This window comes from Cryobacterium sp. TMT1-2-2 (genome assembly GCF_004403505.1).
Taxonomy (GTDB): domain Bacteria; phylum Actinomycetota; class Actinomycetes; order Actinomycetales; family Microbacteriaceae; genus Cryobacterium; species Cryobacterium flavum.
This window is the reverse complement of sequence record NZ_SOGS01000027.1, coordinates 67,210-84,951: the sequence shown is the minus strand read 5'-3', so window position 1 is coordinate 84,951 and position 17,742 is coordinate 67,210. Positions and strand designations below refer to the sequence as shown.

Sequence of the window (17,742 nt, the reverse complement as noted above, 5' to 3'; positions counted from 1 at the left end):
ACCCAACCGCGAACGAAAGACTAGTCTCGTGACCATGACCAACGCCTCCACCCGCCCCGCCAACGAGGATTTCAGTTCGGAGGTCGTCGCTCTCGTCAAGAAATGGCTCGACGAAAGCGCCACCATCCCAGCGGATGCCGCAGCCGAACGGCTCGCCGGCGTGCTCAAAGACCCGAACGGCCTGGACTTCACGGTCGGCTTCGTTGACGGCGTCATGCGCCCCGAAGACAAGATGGTCGCCGGTTACAGCCTGCAGAAGGTCGCCAAGAAGGCGCCCGGTTTTCTGCCGGTGCCCATGCGCGCGGCCATCGGCCTCGGTGGCATTCTCGGACCGGTGCTGCCCTGGGTCGTCATTCCCGCCGCCCGCACCGTGCTGCGCCAGATGGTCGGCCACCTCGTCGTCGACGCCACGCCCGACAAGCTCGGCCCCGCGCTCGTGCACCTGAAAGAGGGCGGAAATCGCCTCAACATCAACCTGCTCGGTGAGTCTGTACTCGGCGAGAAAGAGGCCCTCGAACGCCTCGAAGGTACCAAGCGCATCCTCGAACGCCCCGACGTGGACTACGTCTCGATCAAGGTGTCCTCGATCGCCAGCCAGCTCTCGATGTGGGCCTTCGATGAGACCGTCGCCCGCGTGATCGAACGCCTGACGCCGCTGTTTGAATTCGCCGCGGCATCCGCCACCCCGAAGTTCATCAACCTGGACATGGAGGAGTACCGCGACCTCGACCTCACCATCGCCGTGTTCGAGGGGCTGCTCGACCAGCCGCAGCTGGCCCAGCTCGAAGCCGGCATCGTGCTGCAGGCCTACCTGCCCGACGCGCTGAGTGCCATCCAGGGCCTCACCCACTGGGCGCAGAATCGCCGCGCGGCCGGCGGAGCCCCGATCAAGGTGCGCCTGGTCAAGGGCGCCAACCTCGCCATGGAGCATGTCGACTCCGCCGTACACGACTGGCCGCTGGCGACCTTCTCCACCAAGCAGCAGAGCGACACCAACTACAAGCGGGTGCTCAACTGGGCGCTCACCCCGCAGAACACGGATGCCGTCAAGCTCGGCATCGCCGGCCATAACCTGTTCGACGTGGCCTGGGCGCACCTGCTCAGCGTTGCCCGCGGCGTCGACGACAAGGTCGAGTTCGAGATGCTGCTCGGCATGGCCACCGGCCAGGCCCAGGCCGTACGCAAGGACGTCGGACAGCTGCTGCTCTACACACCCGTCGTTGACCCCTCGCAGTTCGACGTGGCGATCAGCTACCTCATTCGCCGGCTCGAAGAAAATGCGAGCCAGGAGAACTTCATGTCGGCCGTGTTCGAGCTGACCAGCAATCCCGAGCTATTCGACCGAGAGAAGGCTCGGTTCCAGGCCTCGCTCGACGCCCTCGACGACCGGGTTCCCACCCCCAACCGCGTGCAGGACCGCTCCAGCAGCTACGACCGGGGTCGCCTGGCCGCCGCCACAACGGATGCCCGCAGCCAGCAAACCGAGACCGCCAGCGACGACGACCCGCAACTGACCGGCGTGCTGCTCGGCATCACCCGCGGCTCCGTGCCTTCGCACTCGACCTTCCACAACGAGCCCGACACCGACCCCTCGCTGCCCGCCAACCGCGCCTGGGGCCGACGGATTTTGGCCCGCGCCGATGCATCCGTTCTCGGAACCGAAACCATTGAGGCCGCCGCCGTTCCCGACGAGGCAGCGCTCAATCTGATCATCGACGGTGTGCTCGAGGCGGGAGCAGCCTGGGGGCAGAAGACCGGCGCCGAACGCGCCGCGGTACTGCACCGCGCGGGCCTGGCGCTCGCTGCCAACCGAGATCGCCTGATCGAGGTCATGGCCAGCGAGTGCGGCAAGACCATCACCGAGGGTGACGCCGAGGTGAGCGAAGCGGTGGACTTTGCCCACTACTACGCCGAACGTGCCAAGGATCTGGACCGAGTGCAGGGCGCCATCTTCGTTCCCTCGAAGCTCATCGTGGTCACCCCGCCGTGGAACTTCCCCACCGCCATCCCGGCCGGCGGCATGCTCGCCGCCCTGGCCTCCGGTGCCGGCGTCGTCGTCAAGCCCGCCACGGTCGCCCAGCGCACCGGCGCCGTCGTGGTCGAGGCCCTCTGGGAGGCCGGTATCCCGCGCGAACTCCTCGCTCTGGTCAACCTGCCCGACCGTGACCTCGGTGCCAAGCTCATCGCGCACCCCGCGGTGAACCGGGTCATTCTCACCGGCGGCTACGAGACCGCCGAGCTGTTCCGCGGATTCCGCCACGACCTGCCCCTGCTCGCCGAAACCAGCGGCAAGAACGCCATCATCGTCACGCCCTCGGCCGACTTCGACCTGGCCGCCGCCGACGTCGTCAAGAGCGCCTTCGGCCACGCCGGCCAGAAGTGCTCGGCCGCGAGCCTGGTGATTCTGGTCGGATCGGTCGCGAAGTCCGAACGCTTTCTCGGCCAGCTGGTCGACGCCGCGACCTCGATCAAGGTCGGGCAGGCAAGCGATCCGGTCACCCAGATGGGCCCGATCATGTCGCCGGCCGACGGCAAACTACTGCACGCCCTGACCACGCTCGGCGCCGAAGAGAAGTGGCTGGTCGAACCGAAGCAGCTCGATGACACCGGCAAGCTCTGGTCGCCGGGCATTCGCACCGGCGTCGCGCCCGGATCATACTTTCACCTCACCGAGTTCTTCGGTCCGGTGCTCGGCGTGATGCACGCGCGCAACCTGGAAGAAGCCATCCGCTTTCAGAACGCGGTCGACTTCGGCCTGACGACAGGGCTGCACTCGCTCGACGCCGACGAACTGGCCCTCTGGGTCGACACGATCGAAGCCGGCAACCTCTACGTCAACCGCGGCATCACCGGTGCTATCGTGCAGCGCCAGCCGTTCGGCGGCTGGAAGCGCTCAGCCGTGGGCGCCGGAACCAAGGCCGGCGGACCGAACTACCTGCTCGGCCTCGGCAGCTGGGTCAACGAGCCGGGCCGGAACAGCTCGACGTTGCACCTGCGCGGCCTCGAACAGCGCGTCACCGACATCATCGAGGCCAGCCAGCCGTTTCTCGACTACGCCGACTTCGACGTGCTGCGCCGTTCGGCCGTGAGCGACGCTCTCGCCTGGCGCGAGGAATTCAACGTCGTGCGCGACGCGACCGACCTCAAGGTGGAGCGCAACCTGTTCCGCTACCGCGCGCTGCCGGTCACCGTGCGCCTGACCGAGAGCGGAACGCTCGCCCAGCTGCTGCGCGTGATCGCCGCCGCGACCCTGTCCACGTCGCGCTACGACGTGTCGAGCAGCGTTCCGGTGCCGCCGGGCGTACGCAATATCCTCGCCCAGCGTGAGATCCCGGTGCTGGTCGAAACCGACGAGGAGTGGCTCGCTCGCGCTCGCTCGGGCGGGATCGCGGCCAGCCGCGTGCGTCTCATCGGCAGTGACCCGGTGCTGGGCGCGCGAGTGGAAGCATCCGCTTTGGCCGAAGCGGTCAACGGCAGCCCGGACATCGCGGTGTACTCGAACGCGGTTACTCAGGCCGGGCGCATCGAGGTGCTGCCGTTCCTGCGGGAACAGGCAATCTCGATCACCGCGCACCGCTTCGGCAACCCGAGCACGCTCTCCGACGGCGTGATCTAGGCCGGTTACGGTTCGTAACCGCGGAGATTCCGGCCGGATCGCCTTCAATCGTGTGATTGGGGGGATCAGCGGCGCAATCTCCGCGGTTCTGAACGCATGGGCCCGAGAGGGCACACAGGCTACGTGCGGTTTACATACAGATTCGTGGGGCAGACTCTAACGGGCCGTATGATTACCGCTGTCCACAATTCGACAGGGGTTCACGCTTGAACGGAAACGCGACGACGACGCACCGAAACGTCGCTCTGTTGTCGGTCGCGAGTCTCTTGGCGCCGCTCATCACGACGTCGGAGGAGATCGACCGACGTCTGAAGCCGGTGTTGACGCGTCTCAAACTGCCCACCGGGCTGCTCCAGCGGGTTGCCGGAGTGTATGAGCGCCGCAACTGGGGGCCGAACGAGACCTTCGACGATGCCGCGGTCAAGGCCGGCAAGATCGCCCTGCGCGAGGCCGGCATCAAGCCGAGCGACGTGGGCCTGCTCATCAATACCTCGGTCACGCGCAAGCACCTCGAACCCTCCGTCGCCGTGCGCATCCACCACGGACTCGGCTTGCCGTCGTCGGCGATCAACTTCGACATCGCCAACGCCTGCCTCGGCTTCGTCAACGGCATGACGCTCGCCGCCCAGCTCATCGACAGCGGTCAGATCAAGTACGCCGTGATCATCGACGGCGAGGACGCCGACGAGATCCAGACCAACACGATCGACCGCCTCGGGCGCCCCGGCATCAAGCGCAAAGACTTCATGAGTGAGTTCGCGAGCCTCACCCTCGGTTCCGGCGCTGCCGCTGCCGTGCTCGGCCCAGCGGATGCCCACCCCGCCGGGCACCGCATCCTCGGCGGGGTCACCCGCGCGGCCACCCAGTTCAACGGACTGTGCGTCGGCAGCGTCGACGGCATGTTCACCGACGCCAAGGCGCTGCTCAAGGGCGGCATGGAACTGGTCGTCTCGGCCTGGACCGAGGCCAAGCGCGACTGGAGCTGGTCGAACATGGACCGCTACATCGTGCATCAGGTCTCGGACGTGCACACCAACGCGATCGTCAAGGCCACCGGCATGGACAAGGCGAAGGTGCCGCTGACCTATCCAACGCTTGGCAACGTCGGCCCGGCGTCGATTCCGATCACGCTCTCCCAGGAGGCGTCGAAGCTCAAACCGGGCAACCGGGTGTTGCTCATGGGCGTCGGCTCGGGCCTCAACACCGCCATGATGGAACTCGTCTGGTGAGAGTCGCCGCCCGACACCAACCTCGCCTCCTGCGAGATGCCAACTTCGGCCCCATGAACTGTTTATCGGGCTCAAAAGGAGTGTGACCGAGATTCGCGCAACCGCAGCTTCCCGTCTTCCGCGCACGCGGCCGGCCGAGGCGACCCTGCCGCCGTCCGGGCTGGCCGGGCTGAAACCCGAGTGGTCGCGCCTGGTCGAGGTCGCCGAGACCGGGTCTGCCGCGTCTCACGGCTGGCACCTGCTCGACAATGGGCCGCAGCTCGACGCGCTCGGCGTAATTCCGGTCGGAACTATCTTGTGCGTGCACGGCAACCCGACCTGGTCGTACCTCTGGCGAGGCCTGCTGGCTGCAGCAACGGATGCAGCGCAGTCGGGCGCGCCAGCCTGGCGCGTGATCGCCGTCGACCAGCTCGACATGGGATTCTCCGCGCGCACCGGCAGTGCTGCTCCCGCTGGCGCAACCGGCCGCCAGCACGCAGGCACTGGAGGGTTTCGCCCACTCGCCCGTCGGGTGCAGGACCTCGGCGACCTCACCGACGCCCTCGAACTGGCCGGCCCGGTGATCACCCTCGGTCACGACTGGGGCGGAGTGGTCTCGCTCGGCTGGGCCGTCGACCATCCCGAACTGCTGGCCGGCGTGATGCTGCTGAACACCGCGGTACACCAGCCCGCCGGCGACAAGATTCCGGCGCCCCTGCGGCTCGCGCTCGGGCGCGGAATCCTGGGACCTGCGACCGTCGCGACGCCCGCGTTCCTGGCCACGACGTTGGCCCTCGCGCATCCGCCGTTGTCGCCCGAGGTGAAGCGCGGCTACCGCGCGCCGTACCTAACGGGCGATCGCCGCGGCGGCATCGGCGGGTTCGTCGCCGATATTCCGGTCGCTCTCGAGCACGAGAGCCGGCCGGAACTCGACCGCATCGCCGAGGCCGTGCGCTCACTCGCGGTGCCCGCGCTGCTGCTCTGGGGCCCCCGGGACCCGATCTTCAGCGACCGCTACCTCGACGACCTGGTCGAACGGATGCCGCACGCTCGCGTTCACCGGTTCGAGGGTGCCGGGCATCTGCTCGCCGAGGACGCGGACTATGCCGCGGCCGCGCTGCTCTGGCTCGGGGATGCCGTCGCTGACAGGCTCCTCGACTCGGTTCGCGCCGGTACGTCGCGTTCCCGGAATGGCGATCTCAACAAGCTCGATCAGCGCATGGGGGCGCCCGGCGAGCTGCCCGCCGCTACGTCGGGATTCGCGCCTGAGCCTGCTTCGGCGGCCGCACCATCTCCGTTGGTCGAGCCCGTCGAGGCCGTCATTGGCGGGCCGGCGGCCGCGTGGGAAGCCGCGGGGACGCATCCGCTCTGGCACTACCTCGACGTCTTCGAGGACTCCGACGAGACTGCCCTCGTCGACATGCAGCCGGCCCCGCGCACCGTCAGCTGGCGGCTGCTCTCGCGGCGCGTGCGCCAGATCGCGGCCGGCCTCGTGCACATCGGCGTCACACCCGGCGACCGTGTCTCCCTCCTCGTGCCGCCGAGCGCCGACCTCACCGCGGTGCTCTACGCCTGCGTGCGCATCGGGGCGATCGTCGTCGTAGCGGATGCCGGCCTCGGCCTTCCCGGTCTCACCCGCGCCGTGCGCGGCGCCCGCCCGGACTTCGTGATCGGGGCTGCTCCCGGCCTCATGGCCGCGCGCGCACTCGGCTGGCCAGGGCGCAAGATCTCGGTCGCCCGCTTTCCGGCCCCGATGGCACGGCTGCTGAGCATCGAGCACACCCTGGCCGAGCTGATTCAGCTGGGCCAGGCCCGACTCGAAGCCGGCGACTTGCTCCCGACCGAACCCCGGCCAAGCGACGCGGCCGCCGTGCTGTTCACCTCCGGATCGACCGGACCGGCCAAGGGCGTCGTCTACAGCCACGGGCAGCTCTCCGCCGTGAGTCGTGCCCTCTTTCTGCAGTACGGCGTTGGCGTTGGCACCGGCCTCGTCGCCGGATTCGCCCCGTTCGCCCTACTCGGCCCGGCTCTCGGGGCCCGCTCGGTCACCCCCGATATGGATGTCACGGCACCCAAAACCCTCACCGCCACTGCCGTTGCCGCCGCCGTTGCCGCGATCGACGCGACCGTCGTCTTTCTCTCGCCCGCGGCCCTCGTGAACGTCGTCGCCACCGCCGACGCGCTCACCCCCGCCGATCACGCCGCCCTCGCCGGGGTGCAGCGTTTTCTCTCGGCCGGCGCCCCCATCTCCGAGAGCCTGCTGGCCCAGGCCGCCGCGCTCATGCCGGGAGCGACCGCGCACACGCCCTACGGCATGACCGAGGGCCTGCTCATGGCCGACATCACGCTCGACGGCATTCGCGCTGCCACGGCGAGTGTCGCCGACTCACCCAGAGTGGGTGCCGCGGCGGACGAGTCCGCCGGACTTCTCGAGACGGGCTCGACCAGCTCGACGAGTGTGGCCGTTCCGGCGGCAGGCGAGCAACGATCGGCTGTGAACCCGGCCGGGGGAGTCTGCGTCGGTGGGTCGACCGCGACCACGCGCATCCGGATCAGCGCGCTCGACGCGAGTGGGGCATCCGTTGGTGAACTCACGGAAGAGCCCGACGTGACCGGCGAGATCGTTGTGTCGGCGCCGCACGTCAAGGACCACTACGACCGGCTCTGGCTCACCGAGCGCGCGTCGCGGCGCGGTGCTGTGGCGGGCGAACGCTGGCATCGCACCGGTGACGTCGGCCACCTCGACGGTGCAGGCCGCCTCTGGGTGGAGGGCCGCATGCCGCACGTCATGGTGACGGCCGACGGCGTCACGACCCCGGTCGGGCCGGAGCAGCGCATCGAAACCCTGCCCGACGTTTTTCGGGCGGCCTTCGTCGGTGTCGGTCCGCTCGGCACACAGCAGCAGGTCGCCGTGATCGAAACGGTACCGCCGGCCCGCCGGGTGCACCGAGCTGCAGAGCCCCTCGCTGCCGCAGTGCGCGCGGCCGTGGGCTCGCCGGTCGCCGCCGTGCTCGTTGTTCCCGGCCTGCCGACTGATATTCGGCACAACTCCAAGATCGACCGCAGCCAGCTGTCGCGCTGGGCCACCGGCATCCTCTCTGGCGGTCGCTGGTCTAAGCCATGAGTGGCGCGCCATGAGAGTGCTGGTGACGGGAGCCAGCGGCTTTCTCGGTCGGGCCGTCGCCGAGCACATCAGTGCGGCCGGGCACGAGGTACGCACCTTTCAGCGGCGACCATCGGGCCTGACCGGCGTCGAAGACGTGCACGGCTCGATCACGACGGTCGCCGACACTCCGTATGCCGGGCTCGCCTACGCGGTCAGCGGTATGGATGCGGTCGTGCACCTCGCCGCGAAGGTGTCGCTCGCCGGTGACCCGGCCGAGTTTGAGGCGGTCAACGTTGGCGGCACCCGTACCGTTCTGCAGGCTTCGACGGATGCCGGCGTCTCCCGTTTCGTCTACGTCTCGTCGCCGTCGGTCGCCCACGCCGGGTCGTCGATCATGGGCTCTGACGCCCTGCCGGCGTCGCCGGAGCAGGCCCGCGGCGATTACGCCCGCACCAAGGCTCGGGCTGAACTGCTCGCGCTCGCGGCCGACGCCCCCGGATTCAGTGTGGTCGCCGTGCGGCCGCACCTGGTCTGGGGCCCCGGCGACACCCAGCTGATCGACCGGATCGTCGACCGCGCTCGCCGCGGACGGCTGCCGTTGCTCGGACACGGCGCGGCGCTCATCGACACGACGTATGTCGACAATGCGGCCTCGGCCATTCATGCAGCGCTCGAGGCCGCTGTCGCCGTTCACGGCCAGTCCTACGTGATCACCAACGGTGAACCGCGCCCGGTCGCTGAACTCCTCGCCGGAATCTGCGGGGCGGCCGGCGTGGCCGCGCCGGCGTGGCGGGTGCCGGCATCCGCTGCCCGCGCTGCCGGTTCGATCATCGAGGCGATCTGGCAGCGGCGCCCCGGAGGCGACGAACCGCCGATGACCCGGTTTCTGGCCGAGCAGCTCTCGACCGCGCACTGGTTCGACCAGCGGCGCACCCGCGCCGACCTGAATTGGACCCCCGCGGTCTCCCTCGACGAGGGCTTCGAGCGCCTGGCCGCCCACTACCGCGCCGCCCGGTAACCTCCGACCCGGATCTACTCCGGACGGGGCCTGGGCCCCGTCCGTGTACGAGGCCGCTACGAGCGGATGCCGAGGGCCGCGCGCGCAAACGCGAGCGCCTCCTCGGGGGCAACGCCCAGTTGGCGCGCTTTGCCGGCGAACGCGGCGGCGGCCACCTGCACCTGTTGCTGGGCGGCATTGCCGCTCGCGGCGATGAAGGATCCGTTGCGGCCGCGCGTTTCGATGACCTCGTCACGCTCGAGCTCGCGGTAGGCGCGGGCCACAGTGTTGGCGGCCAGCCCGAGGTCTTCGGCGAGCTTGCGCACGGTCGGCAGCTTGTCGCCCGGTGCGAGATCGCCCGACTGCACCGCGGCGAGCACCTGCACTCGTAACTGTTCGTACGGCGGCGTGGCCGAACGCGGATCGACCAGCAGCATCATGCCGAGGTCTTCGTTCGATTGTCCGCATCGGGCTGATCGTCGACGGCACCGCGCGCGCGGTGCCGGTCCAGTTCGACGGCCGTTTCGGGCCAGAGCCGCCGCAGGTAATGGGTCGTGTTGCGATTGCGCATGCTCGTCAGGCTCCAGCTCAGCAGCGCGACGAAAAGCACCGGGCCCATGATCGTGAACGAGCCGACCAGAATCTCGCCGATCGAGCCGCGCGCCGGCCGGTTGATCGCCTCGCTCAACGAGAGGAATAACACGCAGGAGCTGACGGCGGCGATGATCCCCGGAATCCCGACCAGGCTGCGCAGTGTGGTGCTGCGAAAGGCATCGCTCCAGGCCAGTTGAATGTAGGTTCCGGCCGGTTGGCCGCGGCCGAGCAGGGCGTTTGCCGCCGCCCAGGTGACCAGGCTCGCGGCAGCCGCCAGGGCCAGCAACAGCCCCGCCGGCCAGAGAATCGTGCGCACCGAGACGTCATCGAACACCCGCTCCGGGTTGATCGCGATGACCCCGAGCACGGTCGCGTAGCCGAGAGTAGCGAGGCCCAGCAGGCCCAGAGAGAACGCGCGGTCCAGCGGAGTAACGTAGTCGGCCAGCCCGGGGGAAGTGCTGCGCGCCAGCCGCGGCACCTCGGCTACCGGCGCGAACGCCGAGCGGGAATCGTTGCCGATGAGGGCGACCGTCGACCCGACCGTCATTGCGACCAAGACCACGAGCCCATTCCACGGGTTCTGACTGCCGTCCGTCAGAACCAGCAGCGCCACGCCCGGCACGAGCCCCACCATCGACCCGACGACCCCCGCGCGTTCGCGGCGATAGATCCGGGTCGACAGCTCGGGGACGATCTCTGGAACCAACGCGAGCCCGACCTGCTGGGAGTAGGCGTGCAGCATCCGCTTGCGTGGTTCGGCACGCGCGATATAGATCAGGCGGATGCCGAGTCCCGCCAGCATCAGCGCCGCAAAGACTGCTAAGACTGCTAAGACTGGATCCACAAAACCCTCCCGTTGTGTGCGTTTTGTACCAGAGTAGCAATACAAAACTCCGGCCGCAAGGCCCGGCTCAGGAGTCGGAACGGCGATTCAGGGCATCGGTGACGAGGGTGAGGGCCTCGGCCGGGCTCACGCCGAGTTGCTCGATGCGGGCAGCGAATGCGTCGGCCGCTGCCTGGGCGTGCCGCTCGGCCGCATCACCGTTGGGTGCGATGAATGAACCGAACCGACCGCGCGTTTCAATCACGCTGTCACGCTCGAGTTCGCGATAGGCCCGGGCGACCGTGTTCGTGGCCAGACCGAGCTCAGCGGCGAGGGCCCGCACGGTCGGCAGGCGAGTATCGTGCTCCAGCTCACCGGAGCGCACGGCCGCAATGACCTGGCTGCGCAACTGTTCAAACGGCGGCGTGCTCGAGTGTGAATCAATGGCAATAAAGGAAGCGGGCACGGGACCCTCCGTTCAACGTTATGAGCAATTTTGCCTCGCTACAACGAATGCCGCAACACCATACCCACGGTACGTTCCCGAGGGATGTTTTCCGAGAGCGGGTGAATGGTTGCTTCAACATCACCGAAGCAACCGTTTCCCCGCTTTCGCGGGGCCGCGTAGGCTCGGGGCATGACCTTTCCGGCCGATCTCCCCGCCGAGCTCGCCGGGCTGGTGCCGACCTTGGTCGGCGTTCTGTTGCTGCTCGCGGTGGTCGCGACGGTGCTGCGGGTCTATCGCACCCAGCATCCGTTCGCGCCGGCGCTCGCCCTGTTGCGTGGGACCCTGCAACTGGCCGCGATCAGTCTCATTCTCAGCGGCATCATCAATGAACCGCTCTGGGTCGGCGTCGGATTGCTCGTCATGTTCGCGGCGGCCGTCGGTACTGTCACCCGCCGTATCGGCTTCAGTCGCGCGCACCTGTTTCGCGTGGCTGCGGCGATGGCTCTCGGTGTGAGCGTCACTCTCGCCATCGTGTTCACGACCGGAGCGATCGAATTCTCACCACGCTACGTGCTCGCGATCGGCGGCATCATCATCGGCAATGCCATGTCGATCGCGACGCTCGGTGGTCGCCGCTTCTCCGAGGCGGTCGGCGATCACTGGGACGAAGTAGAGGGCTGGCTTGCGCTCGGGGCCACGCCGCGGCAATCCACGCGCGATCTGGCCAGGCAGGCCGTCTACTTCGCCATCATTCCGTCCACCGACCAGACCAAGACCACGGGGCTGGTCACGTTGCCGGGAGCGTTCGTCGGCGCGATTTTCGGTGGAGCCTCGCCACTGGAGGCCGGGAGGTTTCAGATCGTCGTGCTGGCCGGCATCCTCTGCGCTGGGTCAATTGCCGCGGTCACCCTGCTGCACCTGATCTCGCCGGTGCGTCAAAAGCCGGTCCCTTAGAACCTGGCTCGCGAAAGCGGGTGAGGTGTTGCTACTCGATTGAGCGATGGATGAGGCGCGACAGCACGATCGCACTCCGAGTGTGATCGACGTTGGGTGCCAGGCGCACCTTTTCCAGCGCCGCCTCGAGCCCCGGAATGTCCCGGGCTCGAATGTGCACCATGGCGTCGGCGCTGCCGGTGACGGTTCCCGCGTCGACGACCTCCGGCACGCCGGAGAGTATGCGCAGTAATTCGTCGGGCGCGACGGTGCCCCGGCAGAACAGCTCAACATAGGCTTCCGTGCTCATACCGTCGACCGCCGGGTCGACCTGAATCGTAAAGCTGCGAATCACCTTGTCGGCCACCAGGCGGTCGACGCGGCGTTTCACGGCGGATGCCGACAGTCCCACCACCGAGCCGATGTCACCATAGCCGGCGCGCGCGTTCTGGCGCAGCAGATCGAGAATGCTGTGGTCGAGGTTATCCATGGGGCGAGTCTAAGTGACGGCACTGCGCAAACTGTGCGTCACAGTGGCAATTCTCGAAGATTTCTTGCGCAGATCAGCGTGAAACGTTGAATCATGCTGTGTGAGACTGAGAGTGGCGTCCCGGAACGATCAAGTGTGGTCGAGCCGGGCTCTCGTGAGCGACCTGGTCCGCCATCCACCCCGAGTCCCGTCGGCCCGAAGGCCCGCGGATCCCCGAAGGAGCCTCATGTCGATCAACTCAGCCACCCCCGTTCTGGCCGAAGAGCCCGCCGTTCCCGTGCGCATCGCCACCAAGCGCACCATTCTTATGTGCAAGCCGCAGTTCTTCACCGTGGTCTACCGCATCAACCCGTGGATGGACCCGGCGCTGCCCACCGACACCTCGCTCGCCGTGAAGCAGTGGCAGACCCTCTATGACGCCTACATCGGCCTCGGCTTCGATGTGCACCTGATCGACCCGATTGACGGCCTGCCCGACATGGTCTACGCGGCCAACGGCGGTTTCGTCATCGATAACCAGGCCTACGGAGCCAAATTCACCCACGTGCAGCGCCAGCCCGAAGGCCCCGCCTACATGGACTGGTTCGGCGCCAACGGCTTCGACGTGCGTGTACCCGTGGAGACCAACGAGGGCGAGGGCGATTTTCTGCTGGTCGGCGACGTCATTCTGGCCGGCACCGGCTTTCGCAGCGACTCGAACAGCCACGCTGAACTTTCGAATATCGCCGGCCGCCCGGTGATCACCCTGCGCCTGATCAACCCGAGTTTCTACCACCTCGACACCGCCGTGGCCGTGCTCGATGACACGAACATCGCCTACCTGCCGAGCGCCTTCGACGCGCCGAGCCTCGCCATTCTGCAGGAGCGCTACCCCGACGCCATCATCGTCACCGAAGAAGACGCCTCCATTCTCGGCCTTAACTCCTACTCCGACGGCTACAACGTCGTCATCGCCGCCCGCGCCAAAGACTTCGAACGCCAGCTGCGTGCCCGCGGCTACAACCCGATCGGCGTCGACCTCTCCGAGTTGCTGCTCGGCGGCGGCGGCGTCAAGTGCTGCACGCTCGAGCTGCGCCGATGACCGCGCCCAACCTGAAGGAGCACGACATGACGACGAATCTGACAGACACACCCGCAGCATCCGTTTCGCCTGCAGCTACCGCACTCATTGCCGAGGAAAGCGCGCACGCCGCACACAACTACCACCCGCTCGAGGTCGTCGTCGCGTCCGGTGACGGCGCCTGGGTAACGGATGTCGCGGGTCACCGCTACCTGGACTGCCTCGCCGCCTACTCCGCCGTGAACTTCGGCCACTCCAACCGGGTGCTGCTCGACGCTGCTCGTGCCCAGCTCGGTCGTATCACCCTCACCAGTCGTGCGTTTTACAACGACCAGCTCGGCCCGTTCGTGACCGCGCTCGCCGAACTGGCCGGCAAAGACATGGTTCTGCCCATGAACACCGGCGCCGAAGCCGTCGAATCCGGCATCAAGGTTGCCCGCGCCTGGGGCTACCGGGTCAAGGGCGTCGCGCCCGACCAGGCCAACATCATCGTGGCAGCCGGCAACTTTCACGGCCGCACCACCACCATCATCAGCTTCTCCGACGACGAGTCGGCCCGCGCCGGTTTCGGCCCGTTCACGCCCGGTTTTCGCACTGTTCCCTACGGCGATGCCGCCGCGCTCGAGGCCGCGATCGACGAGAACACGGTGGCCGTGCTGCTCGAACCGATCCAGGGTGAGGCCGGCATCGTCGTGCCGCCGGCGGCCTACCTGCCCGCCGTACGCGAGATCACCACGCGCCACAACGTATTGTTCATCGCCGACGAGATTCAGTCGGGCCTCGGCCGCACCGGCTCGACCTTCGCCTGCGACCTCGTGGGCGTCGTGCCCGACCTCTACCTGCTCGGCAAGGCCCTCGGCGGCGGCATCGTTCCCGTCTCGGCCGTCGTCGGCAACACCGACATTCTCGGTGTGCTGCACCCGGGCGAGCACGGCTCCACCTTCGGCGGCAACCCGCTCGCCGCAGCCGTCGGCCTGGCCGTCGTGAAGATGCTGGCCACCGGCGAATACCAGCAGCGCGCGACCGAACTCGGCGCGCGCCTGCACGCGGGCCTCGCCGAGCTCATCGGGCACGGCGTGATCGAAGTGCGCGGCGTCGGCCTCTGGGCCGGCATCGACATCGATCCGTCGCTCGCTCCGGGCCGCGTCGTCTGCGAGGCCCTCCTCGCCCGTGGCGTGCTCGCCAAGGACACGCACGGGTCGACCATCCGCTTGGCACCGCCGATCGTCGTCTCCGCCGAGGACGTGGACTGGGCCGTCGAGCAACTGCGCCTCGTGCTGGCCGACCTCGCGGCTGCGAAGTAGGCGCGCTCCCGGGCAGAACGCATGACCGCGCCCGATCTGGGTGCGCGCTACTACGGTTACCGTGGCGCGCATCCGAGTTTGGGGCGCCATCGCGCGCCGGCCGCCAGTAGCAGCGCGTGCGTGCTGCCGAAAGCGGATGCCCCCGCGTGACGGCCCGGCTCCACGCTGTGGCGGCAATAGGCTGAAGGGCATGTACACCGACCTGCCCGAAGCCGAACTCCGCGCCTATCGCAGTGGCCAGGCCGACCCGGCCGACTTCGATGCCTTCTGGGCTGAGACGCTCGCCGAGGCCGATCGGCATCCGCTTGATGTCACCGACACGAAGGTCGACGCCGGTCTGGAAACGCTCGAAGTCTTCGACGTGACTTTCCCCGGGTTCGGTGGGCAGCCGATCAAGGCCTGGCTGCGAGTGCCCGCCGGCGCGCGTCGCCCGCTGCCGACCGTCGTGCAGTTTCACGGTTACGGCCGGGGACGCGGGCAGAGCTTCGAGAACCTACTGTGGGCATCCGCCGGGTTCGCGCATTTCGAGATGGACCTGCGCGGGCAGGGCTGGGGCGGTAGCACGGGCGACACGGTCGACGACGCCGGGAGCGGCCCGCAGGTACCCGGTTTCATGACGCGCGGCATCGACTCGCGTGAGACCTACTATTACCGCCGCGTTTTCACCGACGCCGTGCGCGCCGTCGCGGCGGCCCGCAGCCTGGCGCTCGTCGATGAAACCCGGGTGGGCCTGGTCGGCACCAGCCAGGGCGGCGGTATCGCGCTCGCCGTGGCTGGGCTCGTGCCCGACCTCGCCGCGGTCGTCGCGCGCGTACCGTTTCTGTGTGACTTTCCGCGGGCATCCGTCATCACCGACGCGCTGCCGTATCGGGAGCTCGGCCAGTACCTCGCCACCAACCGGCTCAAGGTGGCGCGGGTGCACGACGTGCTCGCCTACTTCGATGGCGTCAACTTCGCCAAGCGTGCGACGGCGCCGGTGACCATGACGGCCGCCCTGATGGACCCGATCTGCCCGCCGTCGACGGTGTTCGCGGCCTACAACAACTATGCCGGCCCAAAGCAGATCACCGTCTGGCCGTACAACGGCCACGAGGGCGGCGCCTGGGAAGACGATGCTCTCGCCCTGCGTGCGTTCCGCGAACACCTCGGCTAGGCCTTGTTGCCGGCATGGAGCGGCAGTACCATTTTGGTATGGCTATCAACGTGCGCATCCCGGAGGAACTCGACCGTCAACTTGAGGCACTCGCGACGGCGCAACACGTGTCGAAGCACGCGCTGCTCCTTCAGGGCGCAACCCTGATTGTCGACCGTTATTCGCGGCGCAACGAAATCGAATCCGGCCTGCAATTCGTGCTCACCCACGACGCCGAGTTGCTGCAGCGCCTCGAAGACGCGTGACCCAGTACCTGGAGGTCGCCGATGCGCTGCAGGTGACCGAGCGCTACGGCTTCTACGTGCGGGACGCTGGCCTGCTCGCGTCTGCACTCGCCCGGCCGTCGGCGTCCATGTTCGGAACGGATGCCTACGCGACCTTTGATCGAAAGGCCGCGGCCCTTCTCGAATCTCTCGTGCGCAATCATCCGCTGGTCGATGGAAACAAGCGCACCGGCTGGACCCTCATGGTGCTCTTTCTCTGGATCAACGGGTATGCCCACGATTTCACCACCGATGAGGGTTTCGATTTCGTGATTGGCGTCGCCGAAGGGGTCGTCGACCTCGACGAATCTGAAAAGCGGATCGCGGCGCATCGCGTCACGCGTTCGTAGCTCGCCGCCGACTGTCTGCGACTTACGAGACCGTCTTCCGTGGCGCAGGCTTCACCGGCGTGGTCGTGACGACAGCGGATGCACTCACCGACTCCTTGCGCACGGCCGGCTTCCGCACGGGAGCCTTGCGCACCGGAGCAGCCGCGGCGGCGGCGACCAGGGGCGACGCCACCGGCTGCAGCCGGGACAGTTGGGTCACGTGGCCCGGGTTCAACTCCTCGAGTGCGTTCACGCCGAGCAGGCGCATGGTGCGCGTGATCTGCTCCGAGAGGATCGCAATGGTGCGGTCGACGCCCGCTTCACCGCCGGCCATGAGGCCGTAAAGGTAGGCGCGGCCGATCATCGTGTAGCGGGCGCCGAGCGCGACGGAGGCGACGATGTCGGCACCGCTCATGATGCCCGTGTCGAGGTGCACCTCGGTGTGGGCACCGACCTCGCGGGCGACCTGCGGCAGCAGGTGGAACGGAATCGGTGCACGGTCGAGCTGGCGACCGCCGTGGTTCGAGAGGGTGATGCCGTCAACGCCGAGGTCGACGAGGCGCTTGGCATCGTCCACGTTCTGCACTCCCTTGACCACGATTTTTCCGGGCCACTGGGCCTTGATCCAAGCCAGATCGTCGAAGGTCACGGTCGCATCGAACATGGAGTCGATCAGTTCGCCGATGGTGCCGCTGGACCGGTCGAGGCTCGCAAAGGAGAGCGGTTCGGTGGTGAGAAAGTTGATCCACCATTCCGGTCGCGGGATGGCGTTGATGACCGTGCCGAGGGTGAGCGCTGGTGGAATCGAGAAGCCGTTGCGCTTGTCGCGCAGTCGGGCGCCGGCCACCGGCACATCGACCGTGACGAGCAGGGTGTCGAACCCGGCCTTTTTGGCTCGCTCGACCAGGGCCATCGACCGGTCGCGGTCCTTCCACATGTACAGCTGAAACCAGTTTCGGCCGGTGGGGTTGGCGGCCTTGACGTCTTCGATCGACGTCGTGCCCATGGTTGACAGAGCGAACGGAATGCCGGCCCGCCCGGCGGCGCGCGCCCCGGCGATTTCACCCTCGGTCTGCATCATGCGGGTGAAGCCGGTGGGCGCGATGCCGAACGGCTGCGAAACGGGGGCACCGAGCACGTCCCAGCTGGTGGACACGGTCGACACGTCGCGCAGAATGGCCGGATGAAACTCAATGTCTTCGAAACCCTGGCGGGCCCGGCCGAGTGAGATCTCGGCCTCCGCGGCACCCTCGGTGTAGTCGAAGGCGGCCTTCGGCGTGCGCCTTTTGGCGATCGCACGCAGGTCGGCGATCGTGAGGGCCGCGTCGAGGCGGCGCTTCTTCGCGTTGAGCTCCGGAGCCTTGAACTTCATCAGCGGTGCCAGGTCTTTGATCCTGGGGATACGTCGTTGAACCATG

15 protein-coding genes are annotated in these 17,742 nt (G+C 67.8%); 10 read left to right on the top strand and 5 right to left on the bottom strand.

Going from position 1 to position 17,742, the window contains the following annotated elements; all coding sequences use genetic code 11:
• The first annotated feature begins 34 nt into the window (after window positions 1–34).
• From E3T35_RS18325 to E3T35_RS18310, 4 genes are all read left to right on the top strand, one after another.
• Window positions 35–3,616: a bifunctional proline dehydrogenase/L-glutamate gamma-semialdehyde dehydrogenase gene (locus E3T35_RS18325; protein ID WP_134345020.1), complete on the top strand. Its 3,582-nt coding sequence runs from the start codon at window positions 35–37 to the stop codon at window positions 3,614–3,616.
• 206 nt (window positions 3,617–3,822) lie between these two features.
• On the top strand, window positions 3,823–4,845 hold the full coding sequence (locus tag E3T35_RS18320; protein ID WP_092338637.1) for a 3-oxoacyl-ACP synthase III: 1,023 nt from the start codon (window positions 3,823–3,825) through the stop codon (window positions 4,843–4,845).
• Window positions 4,846–4,927: 82 nt separating this feature from the next.
• The gene (locus tag E3T35_RS18315; protein WP_241988909.1) at window positions 4,928–7,948 is read left to right on the top strand and encodes an alpha/beta fold hydrolase; all 3,021 of its coding nucleotides are present in this window, start codon (window positions 4,928–4,930) and stop codon (window positions 7,946–7,948) included.
• Window positions 7,949–7,958: 10 nt separating this feature from the next.
• Entirely contained in the window at window positions 7,959–8,948 is a 990-nt protein-coding gene (locus tag E3T35_RS18310) for an NAD(P)-dependent oxidoreductase (protein WP_134380542.1), read from the top strand.
• A gap of 56 nt (window positions 8,949–9,004) precedes the next feature.
• Here the strand turns inward: E3T35_RS18310 and E3T35_RS18305 are convergent, their stop codons facing one another.
• From E3T35_RS18305 to E3T35_RS18295, 3 genes are all read right to left on the bottom strand, one after another.
• A complete protein-coding gene (locus E3T35_RS18305; protein ID WP_338061538.1) occupies window positions 9,005–9,367 on the bottom strand; it encodes a GntR family transcriptional regulator in 363 nt (120 codons plus the stop codon).
• Window positions 9,364–10,365, bottom strand: coding sequence for a hypothetical protein (locus E3T35_RS18300; protein WP_134344926.1), 1,002 nt, complete (start codon window positions 10,363–10,365; stop codon window positions 9,364–9,366). The genes E3T35_RS18305 and E3T35_RS18300 overlap by 4 nt, the downstream gene beginning before the upstream one ends.
• Before the next feature lie 67 nt (window positions 10,366–10,432).
• On the bottom strand, window positions 10,433–10,810 hold the full coding sequence (locus tag E3T35_RS18295) for a GntR family transcriptional regulator (RefSeq protein WP_134344927.1): 378 nt from the start codon (window positions 10,808–10,810) through the stop codon (window positions 10,433–10,435).
• A gap of 171 nt (window positions 10,811–10,981) precedes the next feature.
• On the opposite strand from E3T35_RS18295, the gene E3T35_RS18290 reads away from it, so the two are divergent.
• The gene (locus tag E3T35_RS18290) at window positions 10,982–11,746 is read left to right on the top strand and encodes an ABC transporter permease (protein ID WP_134380539.1); all 765 of its coding nucleotides are present in this window, start codon (window positions 10,982–10,984) and stop codon (window positions 11,744–11,746) included.
• Between the two features lie 31 nt (window positions 11,747–11,777).
• On the opposite strand, the gene E3T35_RS18285 is transcribed toward E3T35_RS18290, so the two are convergent.
• Entirely contained in the window at window positions 11,778–12,215 is a 438-nt protein-coding gene (locus tag E3T35_RS18285; RefSeq protein ID WP_092106650.1) for an Lrp/AsnC family transcriptional regulator, read from the bottom strand.
• Window positions 12,216–12,441: 226 nt separating this feature from the next.
• Here E3T35_RS18285 and ddaH point away from each other — a divergent pair, with 226 nt between their 5' ends.
• From ddaH to E3T35_RS18260, 5 genes are all read left to right on the top strand, one after another.
• On the top strand, window positions 12,442–13,296 hold the full coding sequence (gene ddaH, locus E3T35_RS18280; protein ID WP_092338647.1) for a dimethylargininase: 855 nt from the start codon (window positions 12,442–12,444) through the stop codon (window positions 13,294–13,296).
• Between the two features lie 26 nt (window positions 13,297–13,322).
• Window positions 13,323–14,579, top strand: coding sequence for an ornithine--oxo-acid transaminase (gene rocD, locus E3T35_RS18275; protein WP_134380536.1), 1,257 nt, complete (start codon window positions 13,323–13,325; stop codon window positions 14,577–14,579).
• 190 nt (window positions 14,580–14,769) lie between these two features.
• On the top strand, window positions 14,770–15,732 hold the full coding sequence (locus tag E3T35_RS18270) for an acetylxylan esterase (RefSeq protein WP_134344931.1): 963 nt from the start codon (window positions 14,770–14,772) through the stop codon (window positions 15,730–15,732).
• A gap of 38 nt (window positions 15,733–15,770) precedes the next feature.
• On the top strand, window positions 15,771–15,977 hold the full coding sequence (locus E3T35_RS18265; RefSeq protein WP_233197246.1) for a toxin-antitoxin system HicB family antitoxin: 207 nt from the start codon (window positions 15,771–15,773) through the stop codon (window positions 15,975–15,977).
• On the top strand, window positions 15,974–16,345 hold the full coding sequence (locus tag E3T35_RS18260; RefSeq protein ID WP_092338650.1) for a type II toxin-antitoxin system death-on-curing family toxin: 372 nt from the start codon (window positions 15,974–15,976) through the stop codon (window positions 16,343–16,345). Before E3T35_RS18265 ends, E3T35_RS18260 begins: the two co-directional genes overlap by 4 nt.
• A gap of 22 nt (window positions 16,346–16,367) precedes the next feature.
• Here E3T35_RS18260 and E3T35_RS18255 read toward each other — a convergent pair whose 3' ends face one another.
• A complete protein-coding gene (locus E3T35_RS18255) occupies window positions 16,368–17,741 on the bottom strand; it encodes an alpha-hydroxy acid oxidase (RefSeq protein WP_134344933.1) in 1,374 nt (457 codons plus the stop codon).
• Window position 17,742: the final 1 nt, after the last annotated feature.